We start from the raw sequence: 25,054 nt of genomic DNA on the forward strand, positions 1-25,054 counted from the left end.
TATATCTAATTTTTATATAGGGGGTAGGAAGGAAAAATGAAAGCAAGAGTTTGGTTTGATGAAAAACGTCAAATGAGTTATTTTGATCAAGTTATTGAGAAGGGGACAAATCAATTTGAGGGGGTATTAGCCGGTCAAAGTGAAGCAAATCTATGGAAATTATCAGAAGGTGACTGCTTGATGTATTCGACGGCTTTGTTTGAAAAGACAGCTAAAAAGAGTGGTAAACTGATCTATGAAGGAGACATTGTTAAGAGCCGATATATTCATGAACGATTAAATTGTGGAGGACTTAATACACCAGAAAATATCGGAGTGGTTGTTTTCAGACAAAATGAATGGCAATTGAAAGTTAAAGTAGAGAAAAAATTAGCTTATTTAAGGGATAACTATTTTTATTTTTCTTTGGATGATCCTTATAGCTATCGTCAAGTCATTGGAAATGAATTAGAAAATGATCTCGATCAATTAGTCGAGAAACACACCACCAAAATGTAAACCAAGAGAAGACAGCTCTTTGTCAATTATTTTAAGGGTTTTGTTTAGCTTGAGGATAAAATCAATAGCATCATAGATTTTATGTATTTTACCTTTGTTGAAACAAAACTTATAATAAAATTGTAAGCGCTTAATAAAAAATATAATGGAAGGTAGTGAAAACATGGTGAAGAAGCTAAGTAGTGTTGACTTTAACCAAGTTGTTGATCAGTATGCCAAACCTTTTGAAATGGTTCAAGTTTTAGACGAAAATGGAAAAGTTGTTGATCCAGAAACATTGAAATCAATAACAGATGAAGAGTTAGTATCTTTGATGGAAGATATTGTTTGGGGTCGTGCTCTCGATGAGAGAACAATTATTTTAAATCGCCAAGGAGCCTTGGGAAATTATGCAACGGCAGGAGGGCAAGAAGCGAGTCAATTCGGCTCATTGGCTGCCTTAACTCGTGATGATTTCTTAGTTCCGACTTATAGAGATTTAGGAGTATTGATTCGTCACGGATTGCCTATGTATCAAGGGTTCCTATGGTATAAGGGCCATGTTGCAGGTAACCAATTTGAGCAGGATTTTAATGCATATGCTCCCCAAGTAATGGTAGGAGGAACTTTACCTCCAGCAGCGGGTGTAGCCATTGGTAAAAAATTCAACGATTCAAAATCAGTTGTACTGGCTCTTTGTGGAGATGGAGCAACTTCACAAGGTGACTTCTATGAAGGAATCAACTTCGCAGGAGCTTATCAAGCACCATTAATTACAGTTGTTCAAAACAATAGATATGGTATATCTGTTCCAGTGGCACAACAAACAGCTGCTCAAACCTTGGCTCAAAAAGCGGTTGCAGCAGGTATTACTGCTGTACAAGTAGACGGCATGGATCCAGTCGCAATGTATGCAACAGTCAAGAAAGCACGTGAATATGCGATAGCGGGTAACGGTCCTGTATTAATTGAAGCCTTGACTTATCGTTTTGGACCGCATACGATGTCGGATGATCCAAAACGTTATCGTGGAGACGATGAACTAGCAGAATGGATGGCAAAAGATCCACTTATTCGTCTTCGCAATTATTTAACAGAAAAAGGCTTATGGTCAGAAGAAAAAGAAAATCAAGTCATTGAAGATTTGAAGAGTGAAGTGAAAGAAGCGATGGCACGTATGGCACAAGAGCCTGCTCAAAAAGTTTCTGATTTCTTGAAGAACATGTTTGAAGTGACTCCGCCAAGTATTTTAGAACAAATTAAGAAGTATGAAGCAAAGGAGATGAGATAAGATGGCAGTATTAACACTAGCACAAGCAATTACAGCAGGACTTAAAGAAGTTTTAAGCCGTGACAACAAAACCTTAATATTTGGTGAAGATGTCGGTTTAAACGGAGGTGTTTTCAGAATTACCGATGGATTACAAGAAGAATTTGGGAAAAATCGTGTGTTTGACACACCGTTAGCAGAATCAGCTATCTTAGGCATGGCAACAGGTTTGGCTACAGAAGGTTTTCGTCCTATTCCAGAAATACAATTTTCTGGTTTTATCTTAGAAGCAATGGATCCTCTAGTGGCTCAAATTTCTCGTTTTCGCTTTCGTTATGGTGGAACTCGTCAAATGCCTGTAACCATTCGTGCTCCATATGGTGGGGGAGTTCACACACCTGAATTACACTCTGATTCATTGGAAGGAATGATGGCTCAAGTTCCTGGCTTACGTGTAGTTATTCCTTCTTCTGCTTATGACGCAAAAGGTTTACTCATTTCATCTGTTGAATCGAACGATCCAGTTGTTTTCTTAGAACATTTAAAATTATATCGCTCAGTTAAAGGCGAAGTACCTGAAGAATATTATACTGTACCGTTAGATAAGGCGAATGTAGTCCGTAAAGGAAAAGATATTACTTTAATTGGCTATGGACTAATGGTAGGGTTGGCAGTTAAGGCTGCTGACAAATTAGCACAAGAAGGAATTGAAGCAGAAGTAATCGATTTACGTACCGTAGCTCCTTATGACTTTGAAACAATTCAGTCTTCGATTGCAAAAACTCATCGTGCAGTTGTTTTACAAGAATCGCAACGACTTGCAGGAATTGCTGGTCAGATAGCTTCAGATATTAGTGAACGTTGCTTTATGGATTTAGATGCACCTGTTGCGCGTGTAACCTCACCTGATACTGTTTATACCTTTGGGGCAGCGGAGTCAGTTTGGATACCAGATGAGAATGATATCTATGAACAGGCTCTAGAAACATTTAAATTCTAAAAGGAGGCATTTTGATGTATCAATTTATATTACCTGATGCTGGTGAAGGTACTCATGAAGCAGAAGTGCTCACCTGGCATGTTAAAGTTGGAGATAAGGTTGAAGAAGACCAAATCATTTTGGAAATACAAAGTGATAAAGCTGCTGTTGAATTGCCTTCACCTGTATCCGGAACAATTTCTAAGCTATATGCTGAAGAAGGTGAAATTGCTTTAGTAGGCAAGCCTATTGCCGATATAGCTCTTGAAGGAGAGGAAGTGGGGAGCCAAGTAGAAAATGTTGCTCAACCAGATTCTCAAGATAATCTGGTTGAAGAAAACAGCTCCAATACATCAGATACAGTGGATCTAGTGGAAGAAAAAGATACTAATAGAACGGAAGCTGTATCGGATGATATTCGTAAGATGGCTATTCCTAGAGTACGTAAATATGCTCGTAGCAAGGGGGTTGACCTTTCGAAAGTAATCGGCACAGGAAATCACGGTAAGATTACGATAGAAGATATCGATCATTTCTTAGAAACAGGTCAAACTGTAGCCCCTAGCGAAGAAACTTCAAATAAACAAGTAAGTCAAGCAGTCGTTGAAAATCAAGTGTCTACTTCTAGCGCGACTCCAGTAGCTGCTGAAGCAATGGCTGAAGATCGAGTGGAAAAACTGAGCATGATGCGTAGAGTAATTGCTAAAGCCATGGTTGAAAGTAAGCGAGTTTCACCTCACGTAACGGTATTTGATCAAGTAGAAGTTTCAGCTTTAGTGGAACATCGTAATCGAATGAAACAAATTGCTAAGAATAAAGATATTAAGTTAACCTATTCTGCATATTTTGTGAAAGTTCTAGTGGCTATGTTGAAACGTTTCCCAGAATTAAACGCTTCTATGAATCTTGAAAAGGGAGAAATATATTACCATAATTACTATCATATTGGCGTAGCTACCGACACTCCTAAAGGTTTATATGTTCCTATGATTCGTAACGCAGAAAGAAAGAGTCTATTTGAAATAGCTCAAGAAATCCAAACTCTAGCGGATAAAGCTCAAAATGGAGAGTTAGAAACAACAGATATGGATAATGGCTCTATGACTTTAACCAATGTGGGTGGCTTAGCAACAGGTGGAGTTTGGTCTACACCTATTATTAACCAACCTGAAGTAGCTATTTTGGGTGTAGGTCGAATTGAAGAACAATTCTTACCAGATGAAGAGAAGAATCCGGTATTAAAACCTGTGTTAAAATTATCTTTTGCTTTTGACCATCGAGTAGTGGATGGTGTAACCGCTCAAAAAGCAATTAATTTAATGAAAGAATACCTAAATAATCCAGATTTATTATTATCGGAAGGGTGATTGACAAATGGTAGTAGGAGATTTTGCAAAAGAAGCTGATACGATTGTAATTGGATCTGGACCGGGAGGATATGTTGCCGCCATTCGAGCGGCACAAACAGGTCAGAAAGTACTCATCATTGAGAAAGATCAAATAGGGGGAGTATGCTTAAATGTTGGTTGTATTCCTTCAAAAGCAATGATTACGGTCGGAAATGAATACGTTAAGACTAAAAACAAAACGCCTTATGGATTAGAATATGGAGACGCAAGTCTGGATTTTACGGCTCTACAAGATTGGAAGAATAATGAAGTAGTCAAAAAATTAACAGCTGGCGTTCAAGCTTTATTGAAAAAGAATAAAGTGGAAATAATCCATGGCGAAGCAATGTTTACTTCTGACCAGACTGTTCATGTTGTAAAAGAAGGAGAAATGGGCGAGACCTATCAGTTTAAGAATGTGATTATAGCTACTGGTAGTCGTCCAATTGAACTTTCAGGTCTACCATTTAGTGAAAACATTATTGATTCGACAGGACTACTTAATTTAACAGAACTTCCAGCATCCTTAATTATAATTGGTGGCGGCTATATCGGAATGGAATTGGCCGGAGCCTATGCTAATTTAGGTACTAAGGTAACAGTCATTGAAGCAAGTGATCGAATTCTTAATGGTTTTGAAAGTGATTTGACCAAGCCAGTTATTAAACAGATGAAAAACAAGGGTATTGACATAATTACTAAAGCAACCGTTGAATCAGCAGTAGACAAAGAAGGAAAAGTGACCGTTTCATATTCTGTTAAAGAGAAAAAAGAAGACCTTTCAGCTGATAAAGTAGCGGTTTTAGTAGGAAGAGTTCCTAATACGGATCTCTTAAGTTTAGAGTTGGCCGGAGTTAAGGTTGATGATAAAGGTTTAATTCCAGTTAATGAGAAAGGACAAACCAATAAAAATAACATATACGCGATTGGCGATATTGTCGCAGGACCGGCTTTAGCTCATAAAGCGAGTTATGAAGCAAAAGTTGCAGCTGAAGCAATTGCTGGTCATGCAGGAGTAGCAGTTGATTATTCAGTTATTCCAACAGTCTGCTATACTTATCCAGAAATTGCGACAGTCGGATTAACTGAAAAACAAGCTAAGGATCAAGGAATCAATGTCAAAAAAGCAAAATTCATGTTCCAAAGCAATGGTCGTGCTCTATCAATGAATGAAAAAGAAGGATTTGTTCGTTTAATCTCCGATAAAGAAACAAATCGTTTGATAGGGGCTCAAATGGTTGGTCCAGAAGTAAGTGAATTAATTGGAGAAATCACCTTGGCAATTGAAAATTTAATGACAGCTGAAGATTTGGTATTAACAATTCATAACCACCCAAGCCTAACAGAAACCATAATGGATGCTGCTGAAATACTTTTAGATCAAGGAATTCACCAATAGCAAATTAAAAGGAGATTTATATGATGGAAAATAAAATGACCGGTAAACAATTTGCAATGAATATTCTTAATGGTTTAGCTCTAGGTACGGTAATCGTATTAATTCCTGGCGCCCTCTTAACAGAACTGGTTAGAGCTATCGCGCCGGGATCACCTTTATTAGGTGTTCTGGCCATGTCAAACTCTATGCTAGGATTAGTCAGTGGTGTCATGATTGGATTGAATTTTAAATTTAATCCAATCCAAGCTGCCTCAATTGGTCTAGCTGCAATGTATGGAGGGGGTGCGGTTCAATTCGTTGGTGGCGCCCTTACCCTGAATGGAACAGGGGACGTCATTAATGTCGGCTTAACATCTGCATTAGCTGCTTTTGTGATATTATTAATTGGAAACAAGCTAAAATCATACACAATTATTGTAATTCCCACTTTAATTTTAGCTTTAGTAGGGAGTATAGGCCATTGGATTTTGCCTTATGTCAAAGGTATTACTGTGCTAATTGGACAAGGCGTGGCTAGCTTATTAACACTTCAACCGATTATAATGTGTATTTTAATTGCTATTGTTTTTTCGATCTTGATAGTCTCTCCAATTACAACGGTAGGAATTGCTTTAGCTGTAGGACTTTCAGGTATAGGCTCGGGAGCTGGAAACCTTGGTATTTGTGCTTGTGGTTTTGGATTAGCTATTATGGGATGGAATGTAAATGGTTCAGGAACAGCCTTGGCCCACTTTATTGGTTCACCTAAGATGTCAATGCCCATTGTGGTTAAAAATCCTAAGACAATGATTCCGATTATATGTAATGCTGCAGTCTGTGGGATGATGGCTGCTTTGTTCAATATTCAAGGAACACCGATGAGTGCAGGATTTGGTTTTAGTGGACTGGTTGGTCCGATAAATCATCTGAACTTAGTAAGTGGTGGTTTCTCATTGATAAACCTCCTAATTACTTTTGTTGCTTTTGTGGTAGTTCCTGTTAGTTTAGGCTTCGTCTTTAAATACGTTTTTACCCAAGCGGTGCCATTAGTGACCGAGGAAGATTATCGTTTAGAATTATAAAAACAAAGTAAGAAAGAAGGAAAGTTATGTCGTTCATTTCACAAATTAAGTCCTTCAAACAAAAAGAAAGATCTAGCAAAAACAAATTCGTCCTAGCTGTAGTAAAAGCTGCAGACGATGAGGTAATGAAAAGTGCAAAAAAAGCCATTCAAGAAGAAGGCTTGAAGATGATCTTTATTGATGATAAGGAGCAATTAGAAAAAATCATTGCAAATTATCAACTATCAGCAGAAGATTACGAAATCATTGACGAATCCAACGACTCACAGGCAGCTTTTGAAGCAGTTCGTTTAGTCCGTGAAGGTAAAGCTGGTGCGATTATGAAAGGGAAGCTTTCCACCGGAAAGTTATTGAAACAAGTCGTTGCTAAAGAGACAGGAATTGTCAAAAGTGGCTTATTAACCCACATGGCCGTTTTATCCATTCCCAAACTTGATCGTTTGTTAGGCATAAGTGATGGTGGCATGGTTTTGCAACCGAATAAAGAAGAGTATAAAACAATTATCCAACATGGAGTGGAAGTATTTCACAAATTAGGTGTAGAAAAGCCTAAAGTAGCTCTGTTATCTGCAGCTGAAACCTTAATTCCTAAATTGCCATCTTCTGTTAACTTTGCTGAAATCGCTGAGGAGTCAGATAATTCGCAGGCAATTATAGAAGGCCCCTTATCTTTAGATATTAGTTTATCACCGACAAGTGCAGCAGAAAAAAATTGGTCTGGAGCAATTAGAGGAGATGCTGATTTAATCATTGCTTCAGATATTGTCGCTGGTAATAGTCTATCCAAGTCACTCTTGCTATTTGGTGACGGCGAGATGGCTGGTATTATAATGGGAGCGCGCGTACCGATTATCTTAACTTCGAGAAGTGCTTCGGCTAGTGAAAAATATGCCTCTATTCTATTAGCTCAGTTAATGATGGATAAGGGGGAATAAAATGAACAAAATTATTGTCATTAATCCGGGAGCTACATCAACTAAGATAGCTTATTTTGAAAACGATCAAGAAATCTGGAAAGATGAAATTCTCTATACTAATGAGGAAATCAGTCATTTTCCACATGTTTTTGATCAGTTTGAAATGCGTTCCCAAGATGTTTTATCATTATTAGAAGAGCATCATTTAACCAAAGACCTTGACACTGCCGTAGGCCGTGGAGGGGGCATTGGTCCAGTGAAGTCAGGGGCTATTCTAGTTGATAACGAGCTATTAGATCGTCTAGAATTCCATCCAGTTATTGAACATGCTTCAAACCTAGGTGCCAAATTAGCACAAGCCGTAATCAATCACTTTGGGAAACCGGGTACCAACGCATATATATATGATCCAATTACAGTCGACTCAATGTCAGACGTAGCTAGACTGACTGGCATAAAAGGAGTGAGTCGTAAAAGTATTGGACATCATTTGAATATGCGGGCGGTTGCTAGACGAGTAGCGAGTGATATGGGGAAAAGTTATCAAGAGGCTAAAATTATAGTGGTTCATATGGGAGGAGGCTGTTCAGCTAGTGCTCATCAAGGTGGTGAAATTGTTGATTTTATTTCAGACGATGAGGTAATGTTCTCAGCAGAACGCTCTGGTGGAATTGCTATTAAAAATTTAATCCCTCTAATCAAAGAAAGGGGAGTCGATGCGTTTTATAAATTTGCTAGAAACGAAGCGGGCTTATACTCTTATTTTCAAACAAAGGATTTAAGATTGATCGAGCAACGAGCTGTTGATGGAGATGAAGAAGCTAAGTTAGTACTTGAAGCTATGGCTTTAGGGATTGCGAAAACAATCGCTTGTTTGGCAGCTACGATAGGCGGTCCAGTTGATGCCGTTTCAATGACAGGCGGAATGGCTCATTCGGAATTTTTAAGAAATGAAGTCAAGAAAAGAACAGCATTTATTGGTCCGTTTATTCCATTCCCAGGAGAATTTGAAATGATTGCCTTAGCAAAAGGTGGTAACCGCGTCTTAAATCAAGAAGAGACCGCACATCGTTTAGCAGAAATGGGTTAATTTGATTTTATGATGGATATAAATTCATTCATCGCTGGTGTCAATGTATAATTATTTCGCAAAGCAATACCAATCGGATAATAGTTATTGCGATCTTCCAAGGGAACCCAAGCGAGTTCTTCTAATTTGCTTAAAGGCTTAAACTCACTCGGTAAAATGCAGATTGAGTTTAAGCTTTTTAAGCTATGAGTAAGCACTTCCCAATCATTGTTGACTAGAACAATATTTGGATCGAACCCAACCTTGCGACAGCGTTTAGGTAACATTTCACCTAGCATAAAATTATCAGTTAGATTACAGAAATTTTCGTCTCTTAAATCTTTAAATTCAAGCGAAGCACGACTAGAGAGTGGGTTGCTTTTAGGTAGAACAACACTGACCTTATATCCTTGAGTGGTCGTGTTTAAAGGTTCAATATGAATACCTTCTTCAATCTTAGGAAAAGAAACGAGGCCAATGTCAATTGTACCCTCAGCAAGCAATTGTTGAAGATGACGAGACCCATCTTGAACTAGGACCAATTCCAAGTTGGAATGGGTAGCAATAAATTTTGATATTTGAGGCATGAATTGAATGGCAAAGAGAGAAGTTAATCCGACTTTCATTATTTCAGCTGGATTATGATTATAGCCTTGAATTTCAAGAACTAGTTCATCGAAAGCTTCGGTCAAGTTTTTCCCCCTGTCATAAAGAATTTTACCGGTATGAGTAAGCGTCATTTCTTTTTCTGAATAAGTAAAAAGTTGTGTATCTAGTTCCAGTTCAATTTTTTTAATTGCTTGGGAAAGTGTAGGTTGAGTAATAAAAAGACTTTTAGCAGCGTGAGAAATGTTTTTTGTTTCTGCTACAGCAATAAAATATTTAATCTGACGTATATCCAAGATAGACACCTCCTTTTAGATTTTTTAAATTCATTATATCAAATGACGGCTATTTCTACTAATAAAGCTAATTTTTGTTTAATAGATTGTTTTGTTCTTTGCATTATGATTGATTTTATGAGAGCTTGAATATTGTTATAGTTTCCTCAAAATCTAATAAAAATAGAGATCCTTCTTTGATTTGTCTGGCAGGATCTCTATTTAGTTTGTTTTATTTAATTGCTCCATCAACCATGCCTTTAAGGATTTGTTTTTGAGCAAAGAGGAAAACAATAATGATTGGAATCATAATCATTAAGGATGAAGATAAAATCATATCCCACTGTTTAGTGTAGGAACCGGCAAAGTTTGAAATAGCAATCGGTAATGTTTGAATGTCATTACCGACACCTAACAATTGCATCGGCAGTAAGAAATCATTCCAGATCCAAATGCCATTTAAAATAATAATCGTAACATAGATTGGTTTCATAATGGGCATGACTACATAAAAGAAAGTTTGTAGTTTGTTAGCACCATCTATTTCGGCAGCTTCTTCAATCTCAAGTGGGACACCCTTTAAAAAACCATGAAACATAAAGACAGACATGCCCATTCCAAAGCCAATGTAGGCCAAGATTATCCCAGGATAAGATCTCAAGAGTGAGAAATTCATTAGGGGTTCAGTTACATTCATGGATAGGATTCTAAACCAAGTAATCAGTGGATACATGACGACTTGGAAAGGGATAACCATTGAAGCCACAAACATATAAAAAATGAGTGAAGAAGTTTTTGATTTGTATCTCACTAATCCCCAAGCAGCTAATGAACTGACCAGACTAATTAGAGCCAAGGAAGTGACAGTAATAATTACTGATGATAAAAAAGAACTAGGATAATCAATAGAGGGGTTGTTCCAAATAGTAAGGAAGTTTTCCCATATTTGTCCCCAATTTTCAGGCAGTGAGAGTGGATTGACTAATATTTCGCGAGAGGACTTGGCTGAGTTAATAAATATTAACAGTAAGGGGCTGATAAATAAGACAAAAACTAAGAGGGCGAACAACTCTAAGAAAAACTTTTTCCATTTGATAATTGACATTACATTTCGACCTCCTGACGTTTTGTAATATAAGTCTGACTAAGACTAATAATGACTAGAATAACAAAAAGAATTACTGCTCGAGCTTGACCATAAGCTAAATTATTTTCAACAGAAGCAGTATTATAAATATTCATAGTGATAAACTCAGTAGACTTGATGGCTTCACTATTCCACATCATAGAAGGGCCACCACCCGTCAAGGAGTAATTGACATCGAATATTTTAAAGGAATTATTAATGGTTAAAAATAAAGAAACAGTAAATGATGGCATAATCATTGGCAAAGTAATGTGGCGTAGCTTTCCCCACCAATTGGCTCCATCTAAGGAAGCAGATTCATACAATGAACGAGGAACGTTTTGCAAGCCCGCGTAATAAATCATCATAATATAACCGGCATATTGCCAAGTTGAAGTTAAAACCAAGGCAGAAACAGCTAGACGCGGAGAACCTAAGAAGAGATTTTCAACCAGCCAATCGAAAGCCAACAATTCTCCAACTTGAGGAAAAACATTATTATAGATAAATTGCCAAATATAACCCAAGACAATTCCACCAATTAGATTAGGAACAAAGAAGCCCGCACGATAAATATCTCTACCTTTAACTTGACTAGAAACAATCATAGCTAAAGTAAAAGCGACTAAATTAATAATAATTATATTAAAAAAAGCAAAAATAAAGGTAACCATCAGAGAATAACGAAAACGAGAATCGGCAAAACTTTCTTTATAATTACCCAAACCAATAAAATCTGCAACAGGCTTAATAATCCCGCCCCAATTCGTAAATGAATAATAAATGCCCATCACGAAGGGAATGAAAATCACTAAAGTAAGTGCAATAAAAGCAGGGGCCACTAAAAAAATAAAATTGCGACGCTGCCGTTTACTACGAGATTTTTTATGAGAGGCAGATGCCATAAGAACCCTCCTTATAAATGAAGGAACTAGAAGAAACCCTCTAGTCCCTTTAAGAACACTGCTAAATTAACCTTTTATTTTGAAAGTTGTGAAATTTCTTCAGACATTAGTTGAATGAATTCATCTTTGTCAATGTTACCTTGAGCAAATTGACCATAGATAGGGCCTAGGTTATTCATACCGAAACCATCAGGCATAAAATAAGTCGAATCAAAGGAGTAAACTGGCTTTTCATCAACAATCCATTGTGCTAAGAATGCAGACATTGGCGCTTGTGGTGTTTCTTCAGTGGTTGAGAAAGGTGAGATCATATTGGCTTGGTTTACAATATAGTCTTGACCTTCAGGAGTATCCACCATGTCTTGGAAGAATTTATTGATAGATTCCATTGCGCCAGATTCTTTATTCACAACATAATATGATGGAGCACCAATAAAGAGACCATCAGCATTTGCATCAGTTCCTAGTGTTTGATAAGGAATGAAGCCCATTTTGAAATCAGCCTCTAATTCTGCTAAGTTGGGATCTTTCCAGTTTCCTTGATGAAGGAAAGCTGCTTGCCCTGTAGCAAAAGCAATATCCATGTCTTCTTGTGTACCTACTGTTAACATTTGCTTGTCAGTATGTTGGAAGAGAAGCTCTACCCAATCCGCATAGTTTGCCATACGGTCTTCATCGACTTCACCTTTAAGGGTCATTTCTGTAACAGTACGGTCACCATTTTCTAAACCGGATCCAAGATAAGCGTTGAAGTCATGATTACCCATAATCCATGTTTCGCCTTCTTTAGTAGCGTTTGCTACAACTGAAGTCAGTCCTAATTCTTCTTTACGATTTTCTAAATCTTCAAAAGCAGCTTTAACTGCTTCAAAAGAATCTAAACTAGCTGGATCAATGCCTGCTTTTTCTAAAAGGTCTGCATTATAAGCTAAACCATAACCTTCAACTGAAACAGGGAAACCATAGACTTCATCGCCTTGTTTAAATTCAAATTCAGTTTGATCAATCCAATCACCTTCAAGAGGAGTGAGGAAATCAGCCCAGATATCGTAGCCTCCTTGCCCTTCAATAACAAAGACATCAGGACCGTCACCCGCTGTGAAATCTGATTTCAATTGGTCACCTAGAGTACAAGAACCAGAACAGACTTTAACTGTAACATCCACTCCATTAGCCTCACCCCATGTTTTAGCATAGTTAGTTAAAGCCTCTTGAGTTTCACTTTTGTTAGAATAGAGCGTAAAAGCATCAGGACTGTCAGACGCAGCTGAAGCGCTCGGCAGAGATATGAGAGAACTAGCCGCTAAAATCAAGCTAGCCTTAGAAATTTTTGATAGAATTGTCATGGTATTCCTCCTATAATTTTAACTTTTGTTATAATAATTATAGCTTTAAGAATAAAGGTTTGCAATCGTTTGCAAAATTAATAAAAAAAGTTACAAACAGGAGGACTAGGATGGCTAAAGAAAGTGCATTAGAGTTAAGGAAGCTGGTAATTTACAGTATATTTACCCGTAACTTTTCAAAAGAAGGTAGTTTTAAAGAGGTGGAAGCTGAAATTCCACGTTTAAAAAAGTTAGGGGTTGATATGGTTTGGTTTTTGCCTCATTATCCGATCGGAAAGATTAAACGAAAGGGCACAAAAGGATCACCCTATGCCATAAAAGACTATCGCGGCATTCACTCAGAGTTAGGTAGTCGCGAGGATTTTATTCATTTAGTGGATCAAATTCATCAAGCGGGTATGAAAGTGATGATTGATATCGTTTATAATCATACCTCTCCAGACAGTCTTTTAAGCAATCAAAAATCTCAATGGTTTTATCAAAAACCAGACGGCAGTTTTAGTAATCAGATTGGTGATTGGACAGATATTATCGATTTGGATTATAATGACAATTTTGACTTATGGGATTATCAAATTGAGACTTTAATGGACTATGCCAAAATCGTTGATGGTTTTCGCTGTGATGTAGCTTCTTTAATTCCTTTAGATTTTTGGTTGGCTGCTCGTGAAGCAGTTAAAGAAGTTAATCCTGACTTAGTGTGGTTAGCAGAGAGTGTTGAGCCTTCATTTATTCTCGAAACAAGAAAACAAGCTATGACCGGACTGTCAGACTCCGAAGTCTATCAAGCTTTTGATTTGACCTATGATTATGATATTTTTAATGATTGGGTTGCTTATTTAGAAGGAAATCAACCTTTATCTGCTTACCTTACTAGTTTAAATCGACAAAATTGGATTTATCCTGCCAACTTCACTAAATTACGTTTTTTAGAAAATCATGATCAAAAACGTATTGCAGCAAGAATTAAGGATAAGCACTCGTTAGAACAAATCACAGCCTTTAACCTCTTTTTACGTGGTGCGCATTTAATCTATAATGGACAAGAGATTCAAGCTAATCATCTACCTAATCTTTTTGAAAAAGATCCAATCGACTGGTCTAATGAGTCGACTTTTTCAGAGTATTTAGCGGACTTAATCCAAATTAAAAAGGAGTATATTCCTTGTGAAGGAAGTTTTGAAGTGGGTGGCGATGATGACTTAGAAGCTGTTTGGGTTAAGTATCAAAACCATGAAGAATGTTTGATGGGGATCTTTGCTTTGAATAAAGAAAAACATGGTTCGATTAAAATACCACTTGCTGATGGAGCATATCGTCATCTATTAGAGGATAGATGGATAAAAGTTAATGATGGAGAAATAGCCTTATCCGATAGACCTCAATACCTCACTTATAAAGAAGATTAAAGCCAAGCCTCATATCAAAACAAATTGGTATAAGGGTACATTTGTTATATGCTGAAACATCAATAAGATTTGATGTGAGGTGATAAAATGGAAGATTTAAAGGTGATGGTTGATTAAGACAAAGCGTTAAGTGATGAGAATCGTTTAGTTATTTTGCAGCTTTTGAAGAAGGGGGAACAGTGTGCTTGTGTATTACTTGAGCAACTTGACCATTCTCCATCGGGATTGTCTTACCACATGAAAAAAATAGTTGGATCAGGCATTGTTAAAGAGCGTCAGGAAGAGAAATGGGTTTACGGTCGTATTTCTAATCAAGGGCGAAATCGCTTTATATCAAATCTCAATGTTTTAACTAAGCCTACTGATAAAGAAATCAACAAGTTTTAAGCAGTTAGCTATTTAAAGGAGTTGTAAAATGAAAAAAGTAGCATTTGTCTGTGTTCATAACTCATGTCGAAGCCAAATAGCAGAAGCGCTTGCCAAACGTTATGGTCAAGGTGTAATTGAGGCATATTCAGCTGGAACGGAAGAAAAAGATCAAATTAATCAAGAGGCTGTGCGTTTAATGAAAGATATCTACCAGATAGATATGGAAGCTAACCAGCAGCCTAAATTAATCACTGAACTAGCTGAAATCGACTATTTGATCACTATGGGCTGTAATGTGAATTGTCCGTTTCTTCCTTTTAATGATCGCAAAGAGGATTGGGGCTTAGAAGATCCCAGTGGTAAATCAGATGAAGCATTTAAAGAAGTGATTGCTTCGATTGATCAAAAAGTCAAAGAATTAGTTGCCGAAATTAGTCAATTATAGGAGGTTTTTTATGAATCAAGTTGAAATGAAATCGTTTGAAAAAAACTTAACATTATGGGTGTTGGTTTGTATGATGATGGGTGTGTTAATTGGAAAATTCATTCCGCAAATACCAGTCTTTCTCGGGCAATTTGAATTCTATAATGTTTCCATTCCTACAACTATTCTCCTATGGATTATGATTTACCCTATGATGTTGAAAATAGATTTTAATAGTGTTAAGAATATTGGAAAAAATCCTAAGGGCTTATATATTACTTGGATGGTCAACTGGGTGATCAAACCACTTACCATGTATTTAATCGCTTATTTATTCTTTAATATTATCTATGGTCGTTTCTTATCAGCTGAATTAGCTTCTGAATATGTAGCGGGTGCCGTTCTCTTAGGAGCAGCTCCATGTACTGCTATGGTCTTTGTTTGGTCGAAATTGACTCGAGGAAACAGTGCTTATACTTTGGTTCAAGTGGCAACCAATGATTTGATCCTTTTAGTAGCTTATGTGCCAATTGTTAGTTTCTTATTAAAGATGGGGAATATTGCTATTCCTTGGGAGACGCTATTATTATCTATTGTACTTTTTATTGTTATTCCGCTTTTAATGAGTATGGTTACACGTCGCATTATTATCTCAAATAAAGGCAATGATTACTTAGAGAATACCTTTATTCCATCTTTTGATCGTTACACTTCTTTAGGCCTATTATTGACTTTGATTATTATTTTCTCTTTCCAAGGTAACCATATTATGAATCAGCCGCTTAATATTCTATTGATTTCTATTCCTTTGATTATTCAAACTTTACTAATCTTTGGAATTACTTTTGCTATAGCATATAAAGTCAACCTGCCATACTCAATAGCAGCACCTTGCGGCATGATTGGTGCTTCTAACTTTTTTGAATTAGCGGTAGCGGTAGCTATTTCACTTTTTGGACTTTCTTCTGGAGCTACTTTAACGACTGTTGTCGGTGTCTTAGTAGAGGTGCCTGTTATGTTAATGTTAGTTCGCTTTGCTAATAGTAAGCAACATTGTTTTAGAAAAGAAGAGCAATCCATTTAATAGATTGCTTTTTCAGCTAGCATTCGATTAAATAAATTGCTATGATATAATGAATATAAATAATTTCAAGGGGTGAGTAAGATGGATGCTGGAGAAGATGTTCGAGTCTGGAGTAACAAGAATTATAAAAAAAGACATTCACTATCAGCATCGCTTACTCGCCTTGCTTTTAGTGGGTGTTCTTTAATTGTTTAACTATAAAAATGACAGTGATTTGTAAAATCACATATAAATGAAAGAATTTTCATTTAGGAGGGAAACAAATGAAGAAATACCAAATCGATCAAATTAATCATTTACAAGAAAAAATCAATCGCATGGACCCAATTGATATTGCTGAACAATTTGATAACTTAACGGCCTATGAAATTGCTTTAAGGATTAAATTGTTGAGTAAAGATCTATTAGCGGATACTTTTGCCGAGCTGAGTAAAGAAAAGAAAATGGAAATCATTGAGATTCTATCTGATGAAGATACTGGTGAATTGATCAAAGAACTTGATGAAAATGAACTAGTTGACACTTTGCAAGAATTACCAGCCAATATGGTAAAAAAAATCATGCAATACTTTGTCACCGAAGATCGGCGACCAATTATTAATCAATTGTTGGGTTATCCAGAAGAAAGCGTCGGATCAGTGATGACCGTTAACTTTTTAGCTGCAAAAGAACGCTTGACCCTTAAAGAAATATATAATCTGGTACTCCAATCAGACCTAGATGCCAATAAATTAGAACAAATCTGGATTACAGATGGATCGCTACGCTTGTTAGGATTTATTCATTTGGGTGATTTAATTCGTTATCCTCAAGCTGAAGTATCTGACTTATTAAAGGGCTTAACACGCACAGTATCAGCTAAAGATGATCAAGAAGTGGTAGCTAAATTGGCTCAAAAATATGACTTGTCAGAAATACCGGTTGTCGATTCAGAAAATCGTTTAGTAGGTACTGTTCCTGTTGAATGGGCCATTGATATCTTAGCAGAAGAGTACCATGAAGACTTCGGAAACATTCACGGGATCAATGACGTGGAAGAAACGCATTATTTAAAACAATCTGATTTGTCGATAGCCCGCAGTCGAATTACCTGGTTAATCATTTGTTTAATTACTGCATCTGTCACGGGTTTTATAATTCAACGCTATGAAGTGACTTTAGCTACCAACGTAGCTTTAGCCATGTATATACCGATGTTAATGGATAGTGGGGGGAATGCAGGAAGTCAGTCCTCGACTACTATTATAAGAGCCCTATATTTAGGAGAATTACAAGGTGTTTCTTTTGTGAAAATTTTACTAAAAGAACTTAGGATAGGTTTTATTGTTGGACTTGCCTTGGTTGTGGTCAATATGTTAAGAATTTTAATTTTAGATTCTGTTTCATTCCAAGTGAATCTGGTCGTATCGATCACTTTATTAATGACCGTCATGTTATCCAAAGTAATCGGTGGTTTATTACCAATTTTGGCAGACAAATTAAAGATCGACCCTACTGTTATGGCAGGTCCTTTAATTACGACGATTGTTGATACTGCATCCTTACTAGTATATTTTGAAGTAGCTAGTCGTTTATTGAATATTTAATCCAGTGAAAACCATCTTGTTGCTAAAAGACACTGCACCCCATAAATGGGACAGAATAAAAACACCTTTCACACGAATTCTGAACGGCTCCTTGTTAAGTAGATAGGTAAAAAAGTAAATTTTATGCACCTATGGATTTTATCCGTAGGTGTTTTTATGTTGGTCTCACTATTTGGGGTCAGTTCTAAAAACAACAAGATGGTTTTTATATTAAATACGAATTTGAGTCCATTTTCCTGCCTTAAATCGGTGGCGCATAAGAAGAAAGCGTGAAAATTGATCAGATAGTACACCGATCCAAATGCCAGCGAGTCCGAGCTTAAAAATATTGACCAAAATAAGAGTAACTGCGGTACGAATAATGGATGCTGAAATAATTCCTACGAATAAGGTATATTTAACATCACCACCTGATCTAAGACAACCTGCATAAATGATTTGTGAGATCTGTAATAGAACAATGACCATAGTGAATTGAATAACAATAATAGATTGGTCAATCAACTGAGGGTCCCTGAAGTAAATACCCATTAAATCGCGTCCGAAGAAGAATAAAAAGGCTGAGAGTATTATAGAAATAACAAGTCCTATTCGTTGGCAAATTTGACCAAATTCAATCGCTACTTTAGGTTTTTCTTCACCTAAGGCCTTACCTGCAAGAGCAACAGCCGCTACCTGCATTCCATCCGCAAAAGAAAATCCTAAACCCAAAATATTCATACCAGCATTATGGATTGCGAAAGTGTTTGTTCCTAAGCTAGCAGCAGTTAATGCAGTGGCTAAGAAACCAATCCGCATCGCTAAGTTTTCGATATACATAGATGATGAGAGCTTCCCAATCGTTTTAGCAACATTGAAATCAAAATGAACTTTGTTTTTCAAGAGATACCTAACTTGAATCAAACTATGAGTTTTAAATAATGAGCGTACACTCATAAACATTGCTACGACTGAACCGAGTACAGTCGCAATAGCCGCTCCTTTAATACCTAAACCCGGGAAGCCAAACTTACCACCAATTAATAGGTAGTTAAAGAAGACGTTCAAGACAGAAGAAGTCAGGTTAGTGACAAAAGCTATTTTGGTATTACCACTTCCTCTTTGAGCGGCATTGATCGTCATAGCAATTAAGTTAAAGACCATGCCACCCATAATAATTTGATAATAAAGAACTGCAGAAGGGTGAGTATCTGGTTGACTACCTGCTAAGTGGATAATATCACTGGCAAAGAAAACAGTGATCAAACTAAAAAGTAAACATAATATAAGAGTTAGAATCATGGCGGTAAGAAAAACGCTATTAGCACCCATTTTATCTTTTTGACCTCGACGTCTAGCAACTAAAGACGAAACGGCTATATTAATCGAAATAAAAATTGCTAAGGCAATAAATTTTGGTTGAGTGGTTAAACCAACGGCTGCAATGGCATAGCTTCCTAAACTTCCTACCATCATGGTATCTATCATCCCCGCTAAGGCAATAAAAAAAGACTCCAAGACCGAAGGCCAAGCCATTTTTAAGGCTGTTAAATAATATTTTTTGTTCATTTTAAATCATCCTTTATTTAACTTTGTAAAAAAAGTATTCAACTACAATCCTATAACTTTGCTGTCTATATTACCAGAAAATTGCCCCCTTTGTTTCTACCAACGGAGTTTGAATATGTTTGAATTAATATCAGTAGAATAGCTACTTATGCTATAATGTTTGAGAATGGACGGAGAAGGAGTGCCACAATGATTCAAAATATTAAAATTAGTGACAAAGAACATGATCAATTTGTAAAAGAACATTCTAATGGCGATATGTGCCAACTATCCTCTTGGGGAAAAGTAAAACAAGCTTTTGGTTGGAAGTGGTCAAGAGTTAGTGTGGGAACTGATGCCCAAGTGACAGGCGCCGCTTCCTTATTATATAAAGAAATCCCATTGATCAAACGGTCTATCTGTTATGTTTCAAGGGGATTCGTGGTCGATTGGTTCGATGATGAATCGGTCAAAGCATTGTTAGAAGCGGTAAAAGAAGATGCTAAAAAACACCGCGCTTTTCTAATAAAAATAGATCCTGATATAGAAGAATCAACAGCTGGTCTATTAGAACAAATTGAATCCTTTGGCTTTAAGCATCAAGGGTTCACTTTTGGCTTTAAAGAGGCGGCTCAACCGCGCTTTCATATGGTAACTGATATTAATAAGAATGAAAAAGAACTCTTAAAATCTTTTCAAGGTCGAACGCGAACTAATGTCAGAAAAGCCAATAAGTATGGCTTTGATTTAGAAGATGCTCCTGAGAGTAAGATGTCTATTTTCTATGACATCATGAAAGTTACTGGTGATCGAGATGGCTTTTTAATTCGTGATCTTTCATATTTTAAACGCATTTATCAAGAAATGAATCCTCCTCATGAAGCCAAGCTCTTTTTAGTAAAATTGAATCCAGACCAAGCAATCAAAGGGCTCGAACAAGATGTTAAAAACCGCCAAAAAGAACAGAAGAATTTGTCGAAGAAAGAAATCAGTGAAGGAATTCTGCAACAGTTAGAACAAATCGAACAGTCGATTGCAAATACTTACGATTTAATAGAATCCTTAAAGCAGGCAGAAAACGAAAGTGAAGAAACCATCTATTTATCAGGAGCAATCTACGTTCAATGTGGACGCAAGGCCTATTATTTATATGGTGCATCTTCTAACCAATTCCGTGATTTATTACCTAATTACTTTATGCAATGGGAAATGATGCGTTATGCTCAAGAACAGGGGTGTTTATCGTATGATTTTGGAGGGGTGTCGGGTATGGAGGGGCATCCAGAGGATGACGCACCTGGTTTGTTTGAATTTAAAAAGCGATGGGGAGCTAATAAAAGAGCTCGAATCGGTGAGTTTGATTACGTACTTTCGCCAATACTTACTAAATTATATCGCTTTGCCTTTTCTTTAAGAGCGCGATTGATTCAGCTTAGAAATCGGTAACGGCTTTATTTTAACGAAAGTTAAAATGGATATTAGCAAGCTACTTCTAGGGGTTCAAATTTTAAGTGAGTTACATATGAAATTAAGATTATATTTAAAATACTATTCGAACACCTGAAGTAGAAATATTGAATTAAATTCTTCCTTATTATTTTATGGCTAGTAATATATAATAGCCCAACTTATATTTTTATTTCTAAGATTCACTTAATTTCATTTAATTAGAATGTAAGAGCGGATCAATTGGAAGATTTTTCACCTATGCTATAATATCAAAGAAAGATGGAGAAGGAGTTCCACAATGATTCGAAATATTATAATTAGTGATACTGAACATGATCAATTTGTAAAAGACCACCCCAATGGCGATATGTGTCAATTGTCTTCTTGGGCCAAAATAAAACAATCTTTAGGTTGGAAGTGGTCGAGAGTTAGTGTGGGCCATGAAGACCGAGTGACAGGAGTTGCATCCTTATTATATAAAGAAATTCCTATTATCAAACGTTCTATTTGTTATGTGTCTAGGGGATTCGTGGTCGATTGGTTCGATAACGAATCAGTTAAAGCCCTTCTAGAAGTGGTTAAAGAAGATGCAAAACAACATAATGCTTTTTTAATCAAAATTGATCCAGTTCTAGAAGAGTCCACCCCTCATTTATTAGAACAGATTGAAAGCTATGGATTTAATCATCAAGGGTTTACCTTTGGTTTTAAAGAGGCGATTCAGCCCCGTTTCCATATGATTACAGATTTGAATAAAAGTGAAAAAGAAATACTGGATTCATTTCAAGGATTGACTCGTACTAATATTCGAAGAGCTAATAAATATGGCTTTATTCTAGAAGAGGCGCCTATAAGTAAAATGGCTATTTTTTACAATCTTATGAAAGAAACAGGTGCAAGAGGGAAGTTCTGGATTCGAGATATAAGTTATTTCGAGCAAATTTATAATGAAATGAATCCAAAAGGAGAAGCACAATTTTACTTAGTGAGGTTAGATCCAAAAGCAGCCATAGAAGGATTAGATGCTAATGATAAGAATCGTCAAAAAGAATTGAAAAGTCTCAAAAAGAAAAAACCAACTCCAGAATTTGAACAACAAATCAAACATTTAGAAGAAGCGATTGAAAAATCTGCTCATCAGAAAAAAACTCTTGAGCAAATTGCTCAAGAAAATCCAGCCGGCTATTACTTATCAGGAGCCATTTTCGTTCAATCAGGTGGGAAAGGCTATTATTTATATGGTGCCTCATCTAATCAACTACGTGAATTACTACCGAATGACTTTATGGTTTGGGAAATGATGCGTCAAGCGAAAAAGCGGGGATGCCATTCATTTGACTTGGGAGCAATTTCTGGCTTAGAAGATAAGCATGAAGATGATGCACCCGGACTGTATAATTTTAAGAAACGTTGGGGTGCCGTTAAAAGTGCTCGAATTGGTGAGTTTGATTATGAATTATCGCATTTTATTTCAATCTTATATCGTCAATTATTTAAGTTGCGCCAAATTTACTTTAATTGGCAAAAGAATTGAAAATAATAGTCGTAAAGAACGATAACTGACAAATTGTAATAGATTATTACTAGAATATTCATAAATACATGATATACTAGAATCTCGAAAGGGAGGTAATTTTGTGAAATTTTTAAAACGCTCACTGGTAACAATAATGATAGTAAGCCTAATCTTTGGTTTAGTATATGCAGGTGGAATCGGCTATTATTCTAATCGTTTTCAAGCAAATACTAAAGTGGGACAAATTGATGTAAGTAACTTGACACTCCCTCAAGCAGAGGAAAAAATAGAAAAATATGTACTAGATCAACAAATTGAATTTTTTGAAAATGATCGGTCAGTAGCAAGTATTAAAATGAAGGATTTACAGCCTCAAATTGACCAATCTGCTAAATTGGAAGAGCTTTATAATAATCAAAATCCAAATGCTTGGTTAAATTATTACTTTAAAGGTCAAAGTTTTGAAGACACCTCTTTAACTGACATAGAGATCGATTACCAAGTATTACAGGATAAATTAGAGGCCCAAGGCTTAGATAATAATAAGCGTTCCGCTTCACAAGATGCCTTTATCGACTATTCAGAAGCAGAAGGCTACCATGTTGTTGAAGAAAAACAGGGAACTCAGATTGATGAGGAAGCTTTAAAAAATGGTATGATGGCTCAGATTCAAGCGGGTAATTCTAACGTAGAATTAAATCAATATTACAAAAAGCCTACAATGACCAGTCAAGATAGCAAAATTGAAGAGTTTTTGGAACAAATTCAAGATGTTGTAGATACAGAGATAACTTTAGAGATTGATGGCAACGAAGAAGTCATTCCTAAGAAAGAAATTGAAAAGTGGCTGCATTTTGATGAGAACAATCAAATCGTTTTCGATGAAAATATGATTATGGAATTCTTAAAAACATACAATGATAAGTATTCATCTTACTTAAATCCTCGTTCCTTTAATTCTACTTTACGAGGTCAAGTTACAGTACAACCTGGTACTTTAGGATGGTCAATTGATCGACAAGCTGAAGCGAGTCAAATTGTAGAAGATTTGCAAAAAGGCGAGGACGTACGTCGCGATCCAGTAGTAGTAGGAAGCGGTTATGGAAGTGGTGGCGATGATATTGGTTCAACTTATGTTGAAGTAGACTTAGCTAACCAAACAATGTTTATCTATATTAATGGTCAACTTTTCACACAAACACCGATTGTTTCAGGAAAAGATGGGGCTGAAACAGTTCCAGGCGCTTATGCAATTTGGAGCAAGGAAAGAGATCGGTATTTAGAAGGATATGACTGGGTAAACGAAAAAGACTATAAAGTACATGTGGATTATTGGATGCCGTTTGATACTGTTGGTCAAGGTATTCATGATACTGCTAGTAGACCGGCCTATGGTGGAGATATCTATCGTTCTAATGGATCAATGGGATGTATCAATACTCCACCAGCAGTTATGCAACAAGTTTATAACGCTTTAGAAGTTGGTACGCCTGTCATTGTTTTCTAATTTATGCAATTTTTTTAAATACAAGCATCAGCATATGTGAACAATCACATATGCTGATGCTTGTTTTTTTTATTTTGAAGAAACTGCGGCAGGTTAAAAACTTAAAAATAGGCGAGTATAAACACTGACATTCTTAAATGCCTTGGAGGTAGCCATGAAGATTATTGAAATTTCTTATGATGAACTTGCACATTTTTTAGCTAATAAAAGTGGCTTTCCTTTTTTACAAACAGCTCAAATGGCTAAAGTTTTAGTTGCTCGCGGTTTTCAGGAAAACCGTTTAGCTTTAGAAAATGCAGGAGTTATAAAAGCTGTGGGATTGGCTTATAGCCAAAAGGTCTTCGCCGGTAAAAGAATGGAATTAATGGCAGGGACTTTTGCAGCAGAAGAACAGTATGAATCACTTTTCTACCAGCATCTAAAGTTATATGCCAAACGCATGAAAATCACGGAGGTGATTGTTCAACCTAATCTCAAGGATCATCTCTATAATAGTGAAGCAACAACCATTAAGGATTTAGAAGCAATACCAAGCTATTTTGATGAATTAGGTTATACTAGAGAAAAGTCAAATGTCTACAATATGCAAGGAATGCCGACTTTCCAATATTTAAAAGATTTAAGTGCTTTTACATCAGAAGATGAAAAATTGCTTTTAAAATCTTTTAATAAAAATAGTCAAAGAAAGATTAAAAAGGCTAAGCAGTTTGGTCTTTCGATACGAACAATGGACTATGAAGAAATGGAAGATTTCTGCAGAATAACTAGGGAAACCGCTCAAAGACAGGACTTTGAAGATAAATCACTAGATTATTATCAAGCAATGTATAAAAACTTTAAGGATCAAGTTGAGTTTTTAGTAGCTGAGATCAATCTTCCTAAAGCCATTGAAAAACTAAAAAGACAAATCAATGAATTAAACCCCAAAAAGTTCAAGATCAAGACCGAATCAAGTCATTAGAGAAAGATTTAGAAATGGTTCAAGCCATTCAAGATGAAGAGAAAAAAGAAATTATTCCTTTAGCAAATATGTTAATGGTTTATTTAGAGCAAGAAGCAACTTATTTTCTGGGGGGATCGCTAGAATCTTATCAAAAGTTTTCAGCTCCATTTCTATTACAATATGAAGCCATGATGCGAACAATTAAAAAAGGGATTCCTTATTATAATTTTTATGGAATTGAGGGGGAATTTGATGGAAGTGATGGCGTTATGCGTTTTAAGCAAAATTTCAATGGTTTTATTCTTGAAAAAACGGGCGTTTTCTTCTATCGTCCGTTCCCGCTTTATTATAAATTGACTCACTCTTTAAAAAGAATAGTATTTGGCTTAATTCCAAAAAAATAATGCAAAATGGGATAAAAA

20 protein-coding genes and 2 pseudogenes are annotated in these 25,054 nt (G+C 36.2%); 17 read left to right on the forward strand and 5 right to left on the reverse strand.

Annotation, left to right across the window (positions count from 1 at the left end):
* Positions 1-36: 36 nt before the first annotated feature.
* The 8 genes from ACQV2O_RS03640 (at position 37) to buk (ending at position 8,581) form a co-directional block, all read left to right on the forward strand.
* Positions 37-498, forward strand: a complete 462-nt coding sequence (locus ACQV2O_RS03640) for a YopX family protein (RefSeq protein WP_428873491.1) — start codon at positions 37-39, stop codon at positions 496-498.
* Positions 499-661: 163 nt separating this feature from the next.
* On the forward strand, positions 662-1,768 hold the full coding sequence (gene pdhA / locus ACQV2O_RS03645; protein WP_428873493.1) for a pyruvate dehydrogenase (acetyl-transferring) E1 component subunit alpha: 1,107 nt from the start codon (positions 662-664) through the stop codon (positions 1,766-1,768).
* A gap of 1 nt (position 1,769) precedes the next feature.
* Entirely contained in the window at positions 1,770-2,747 is a 978-nt protein-coding gene (locus tag ACQV2O_RS03650; RefSeq protein WP_428873495.1) for an alpha-ketoacid dehydrogenase subunit beta, read from the forward strand.
* A gap of 14 nt (positions 2,748-2,761) precedes the next feature.
* Entirely contained in the window at positions 2,762-4,093 is a 1,332-nt protein-coding gene (locus tag ACQV2O_RS03655; protein ID WP_428875020.1) for a dihydrolipoamide acetyltransferase family protein, read from the forward strand.
* A gap of 7 nt (positions 4,094-4,100) precedes the next feature.
* On the forward strand, positions 4,101-5,513 hold the full coding sequence (gene lpdA / locus ACQV2O_RS03660) for a dihydrolipoyl dehydrogenase (RefSeq protein ID WP_428873498.1): 1,413 nt from the start codon (positions 4,101-4,103) through the stop codon (positions 5,511-5,513).
* A gap of 23 nt (positions 5,514-5,536) precedes the next feature.
* Positions 5,537-6,574, forward strand: coding sequence for a PTS transporter subunit IIC (locus ACQV2O_RS03665; protein WP_428875051.1), 1,038 nt, complete (start codon positions 5,537-5,539; stop codon positions 6,572-6,574).
* A gap of 26 nt (positions 6,575-6,600) precedes the next feature.
* Positions 6,601-7,509, forward strand: coding sequence for a phosphate acyltransferase (locus ACQV2O_RS03670; RefSeq protein WP_428873499.1), 909 nt, complete (start codon positions 6,601-6,603; stop codon positions 7,507-7,509).
* A 1-nt stretch (position 7,510) separates the two neighbouring features.
* Entirely contained in the window at positions 7,511-8,581 is a 1,071-nt protein-coding gene (buk, locus tag ACQV2O_RS03675; RefSeq protein WP_428873500.1) for a butyrate kinase, read from the forward strand.
* Here buk and ACQV2O_RS03680 read toward each other — a convergent pair.
* The 4 genes from ACQV2O_RS03680 to ACQV2O_RS03695 all read right to left on the reverse strand — a co-directional run bounded on the left by ACQV2O_RS03680 (position 8,578) and on the right by ACQV2O_RS03695 (position 12,818).
* Entirely contained in the window at positions 8,578-9,462 is an 885-nt protein-coding gene (locus tag ACQV2O_RS03680) for a LysR family transcriptional regulator (RefSeq protein ID WP_428873502.1), read from the reverse strand. The two genes, buk and ACQV2O_RS03680, sit on opposite strands and share 4 nt — an antisense overlap.
* A gap of 211 nt (positions 9,463-9,673) precedes the next feature.
* A complete protein-coding gene (locus ACQV2O_RS03685; RefSeq protein ID WP_428873504.1) occupies positions 9,674-10,546 on the reverse strand; it encodes a carbohydrate ABC transporter permease in 873 nt (290 codons plus the stop codon).
* On the reverse strand, positions 10,546-11,472 hold the full coding sequence (locus ACQV2O_RS03690; protein WP_428873506.1) for a carbohydrate ABC transporter permease: 927 nt from the start codon (positions 11,470-11,472) through the stop codon (positions 10,546-10,548). Before ACQV2O_RS03690 ends, ACQV2O_RS03685 begins: the two co-directional genes overlap by 1 nt.
* Before the next feature lie 74 nt (positions 11,473-11,546).
* Positions 11,547-12,818: an ABC transporter substrate-binding protein gene (locus ACQV2O_RS03695; protein WP_428875021.1), complete on the reverse strand. Its 1,272-nt coding sequence runs from the start codon at positions 12,816-12,818 to the stop codon at positions 11,547-11,549.
* A 110-nt stretch (positions 12,819-12,928) separates the two neighbouring features.
* On the opposite strand from ACQV2O_RS03695, the gene ACQV2O_RS03700 reads away from it, so the two are divergent.
* The 5 genes and pseudogenes from ACQV2O_RS03700 to mgtE all read left to right on the forward strand — a co-directional run bounded on the left by ACQV2O_RS03700 (position 12,929) and on the right by mgtE (position 17,690).
* Positions 12,929-14,227, forward strand: coding sequence for an alpha-amylase family glycosyl hydrolase (locus tag ACQV2O_RS03700; RefSeq protein WP_428875022.1), 1,299 nt, complete (start codon positions 12,929-12,931; stop codon positions 14,225-14,227).
* A gap of 132 nt (positions 14,228-14,359) precedes the next feature.
* Positions 14,360-14,614, forward strand: a pseudogene (locus ACQV2O_RS03705) (ArsR/SmtB family transcription factor); the annotation flags it as partial.
* Between the two features lie 28 nt (positions 14,615-14,642).
* Positions 14,643-15,041, forward strand: coding sequence for an arsenate reductase ArsC (locus ACQV2O_RS03710; protein ID WP_428873510.1), 399 nt, complete (start codon positions 14,643-14,645; stop codon positions 15,039-15,041).
* A 10-nt stretch (positions 15,042-15,051) separates the two neighbouring features.
* Positions 15,052-16,104 carry an ACR3 family arsenite efflux transporter gene (arsB, locus tag ACQV2O_RS03715; protein ID WP_428875023.1) on the forward strand — a complete coding sequence of 351 codons (1,053 nt, stop codon included), beginning with the start codon at positions 15,052-15,054 and terminating at the stop codon, positions 16,102-16,104.
* A gap of 263 nt (positions 16,105-16,367) precedes the next feature.
* Positions 16,368-17,690 (forward strand): magnesium transporter, encoded by a 1,323-nt coding sequence (mgtE, locus tag ACQV2O_RS03720; RefSeq protein ID WP_428873512.1) that lies wholly within the window; start codon positions 16,368-16,370, stop codon positions 17,688-17,690.
* A 210-nt stretch (positions 17,691-17,900) separates the two neighbouring features.
* Here mgtE and ACQV2O_RS03725 read toward each other — a convergent pair whose 3' ends face one another.
* Positions 17,901-19,238 carry an MATE family efflux transporter gene (locus tag ACQV2O_RS03725; RefSeq protein WP_428875024.1) on the reverse strand — a complete coding sequence of 446 codons (1,338 nt, stop codon included), beginning with the start codon at positions 19,236-19,238 and terminating at the stop codon, positions 17,901-17,903.
* Between the two features lie 189 nt (positions 19,239-19,427).
* Between ACQV2O_RS03725 and ACQV2O_RS03730 the strand changes: the two genes are divergently transcribed.
* From ACQV2O_RS03730 to ACQV2O_RS03745, 4 genes and pseudogenes are all read left to right on the forward strand, one after another.
* A complete protein-coding gene (locus ACQV2O_RS03730; protein WP_428873514.1) occupies positions 19,428-20,663 on the forward strand; it encodes a lipid II:glycine glycyltransferase FemX in 1,236 nt (411 codons plus the stop codon).
* A gap of 301 nt (positions 20,664-20,964) precedes the next feature.
* Entirely contained in the window at positions 20,965-22,200 is a 1,236-nt protein-coding gene (locus ACQV2O_RS03735) for a lipid II:glycine glycyltransferase FemX (protein WP_428873515.1), read from the forward strand.
* 103 nt (positions 22,201-22,303) lie between these two features.
* On the forward strand, positions 22,304-23,689 hold the full coding sequence (locus ACQV2O_RS03740) for a L,D-transpeptidase family protein (RefSeq protein WP_428875025.1): 1,386 nt from the start codon (positions 22,304-22,306) through the stop codon (positions 23,687-23,689).
* 154 nt (positions 23,690-23,843) lie between these two features.
* Positions 23,844-25,036, forward strand: a pseudogene (locus ACQV2O_RS03745) (peptidoglycan bridge formation glycyltransferase FemA/FemB family protein).
* Positions 25,037-25,054 lie beyond the last annotated feature (18 nt).

Source organism: Facklamia sp. P13055 (assembly GCF_050409445.1).
Taxonomy (GTDB): domain Bacteria; phylum Bacillota; class Bacilli; order Lactobacillales; family Aerococcaceae; genus Facklamia.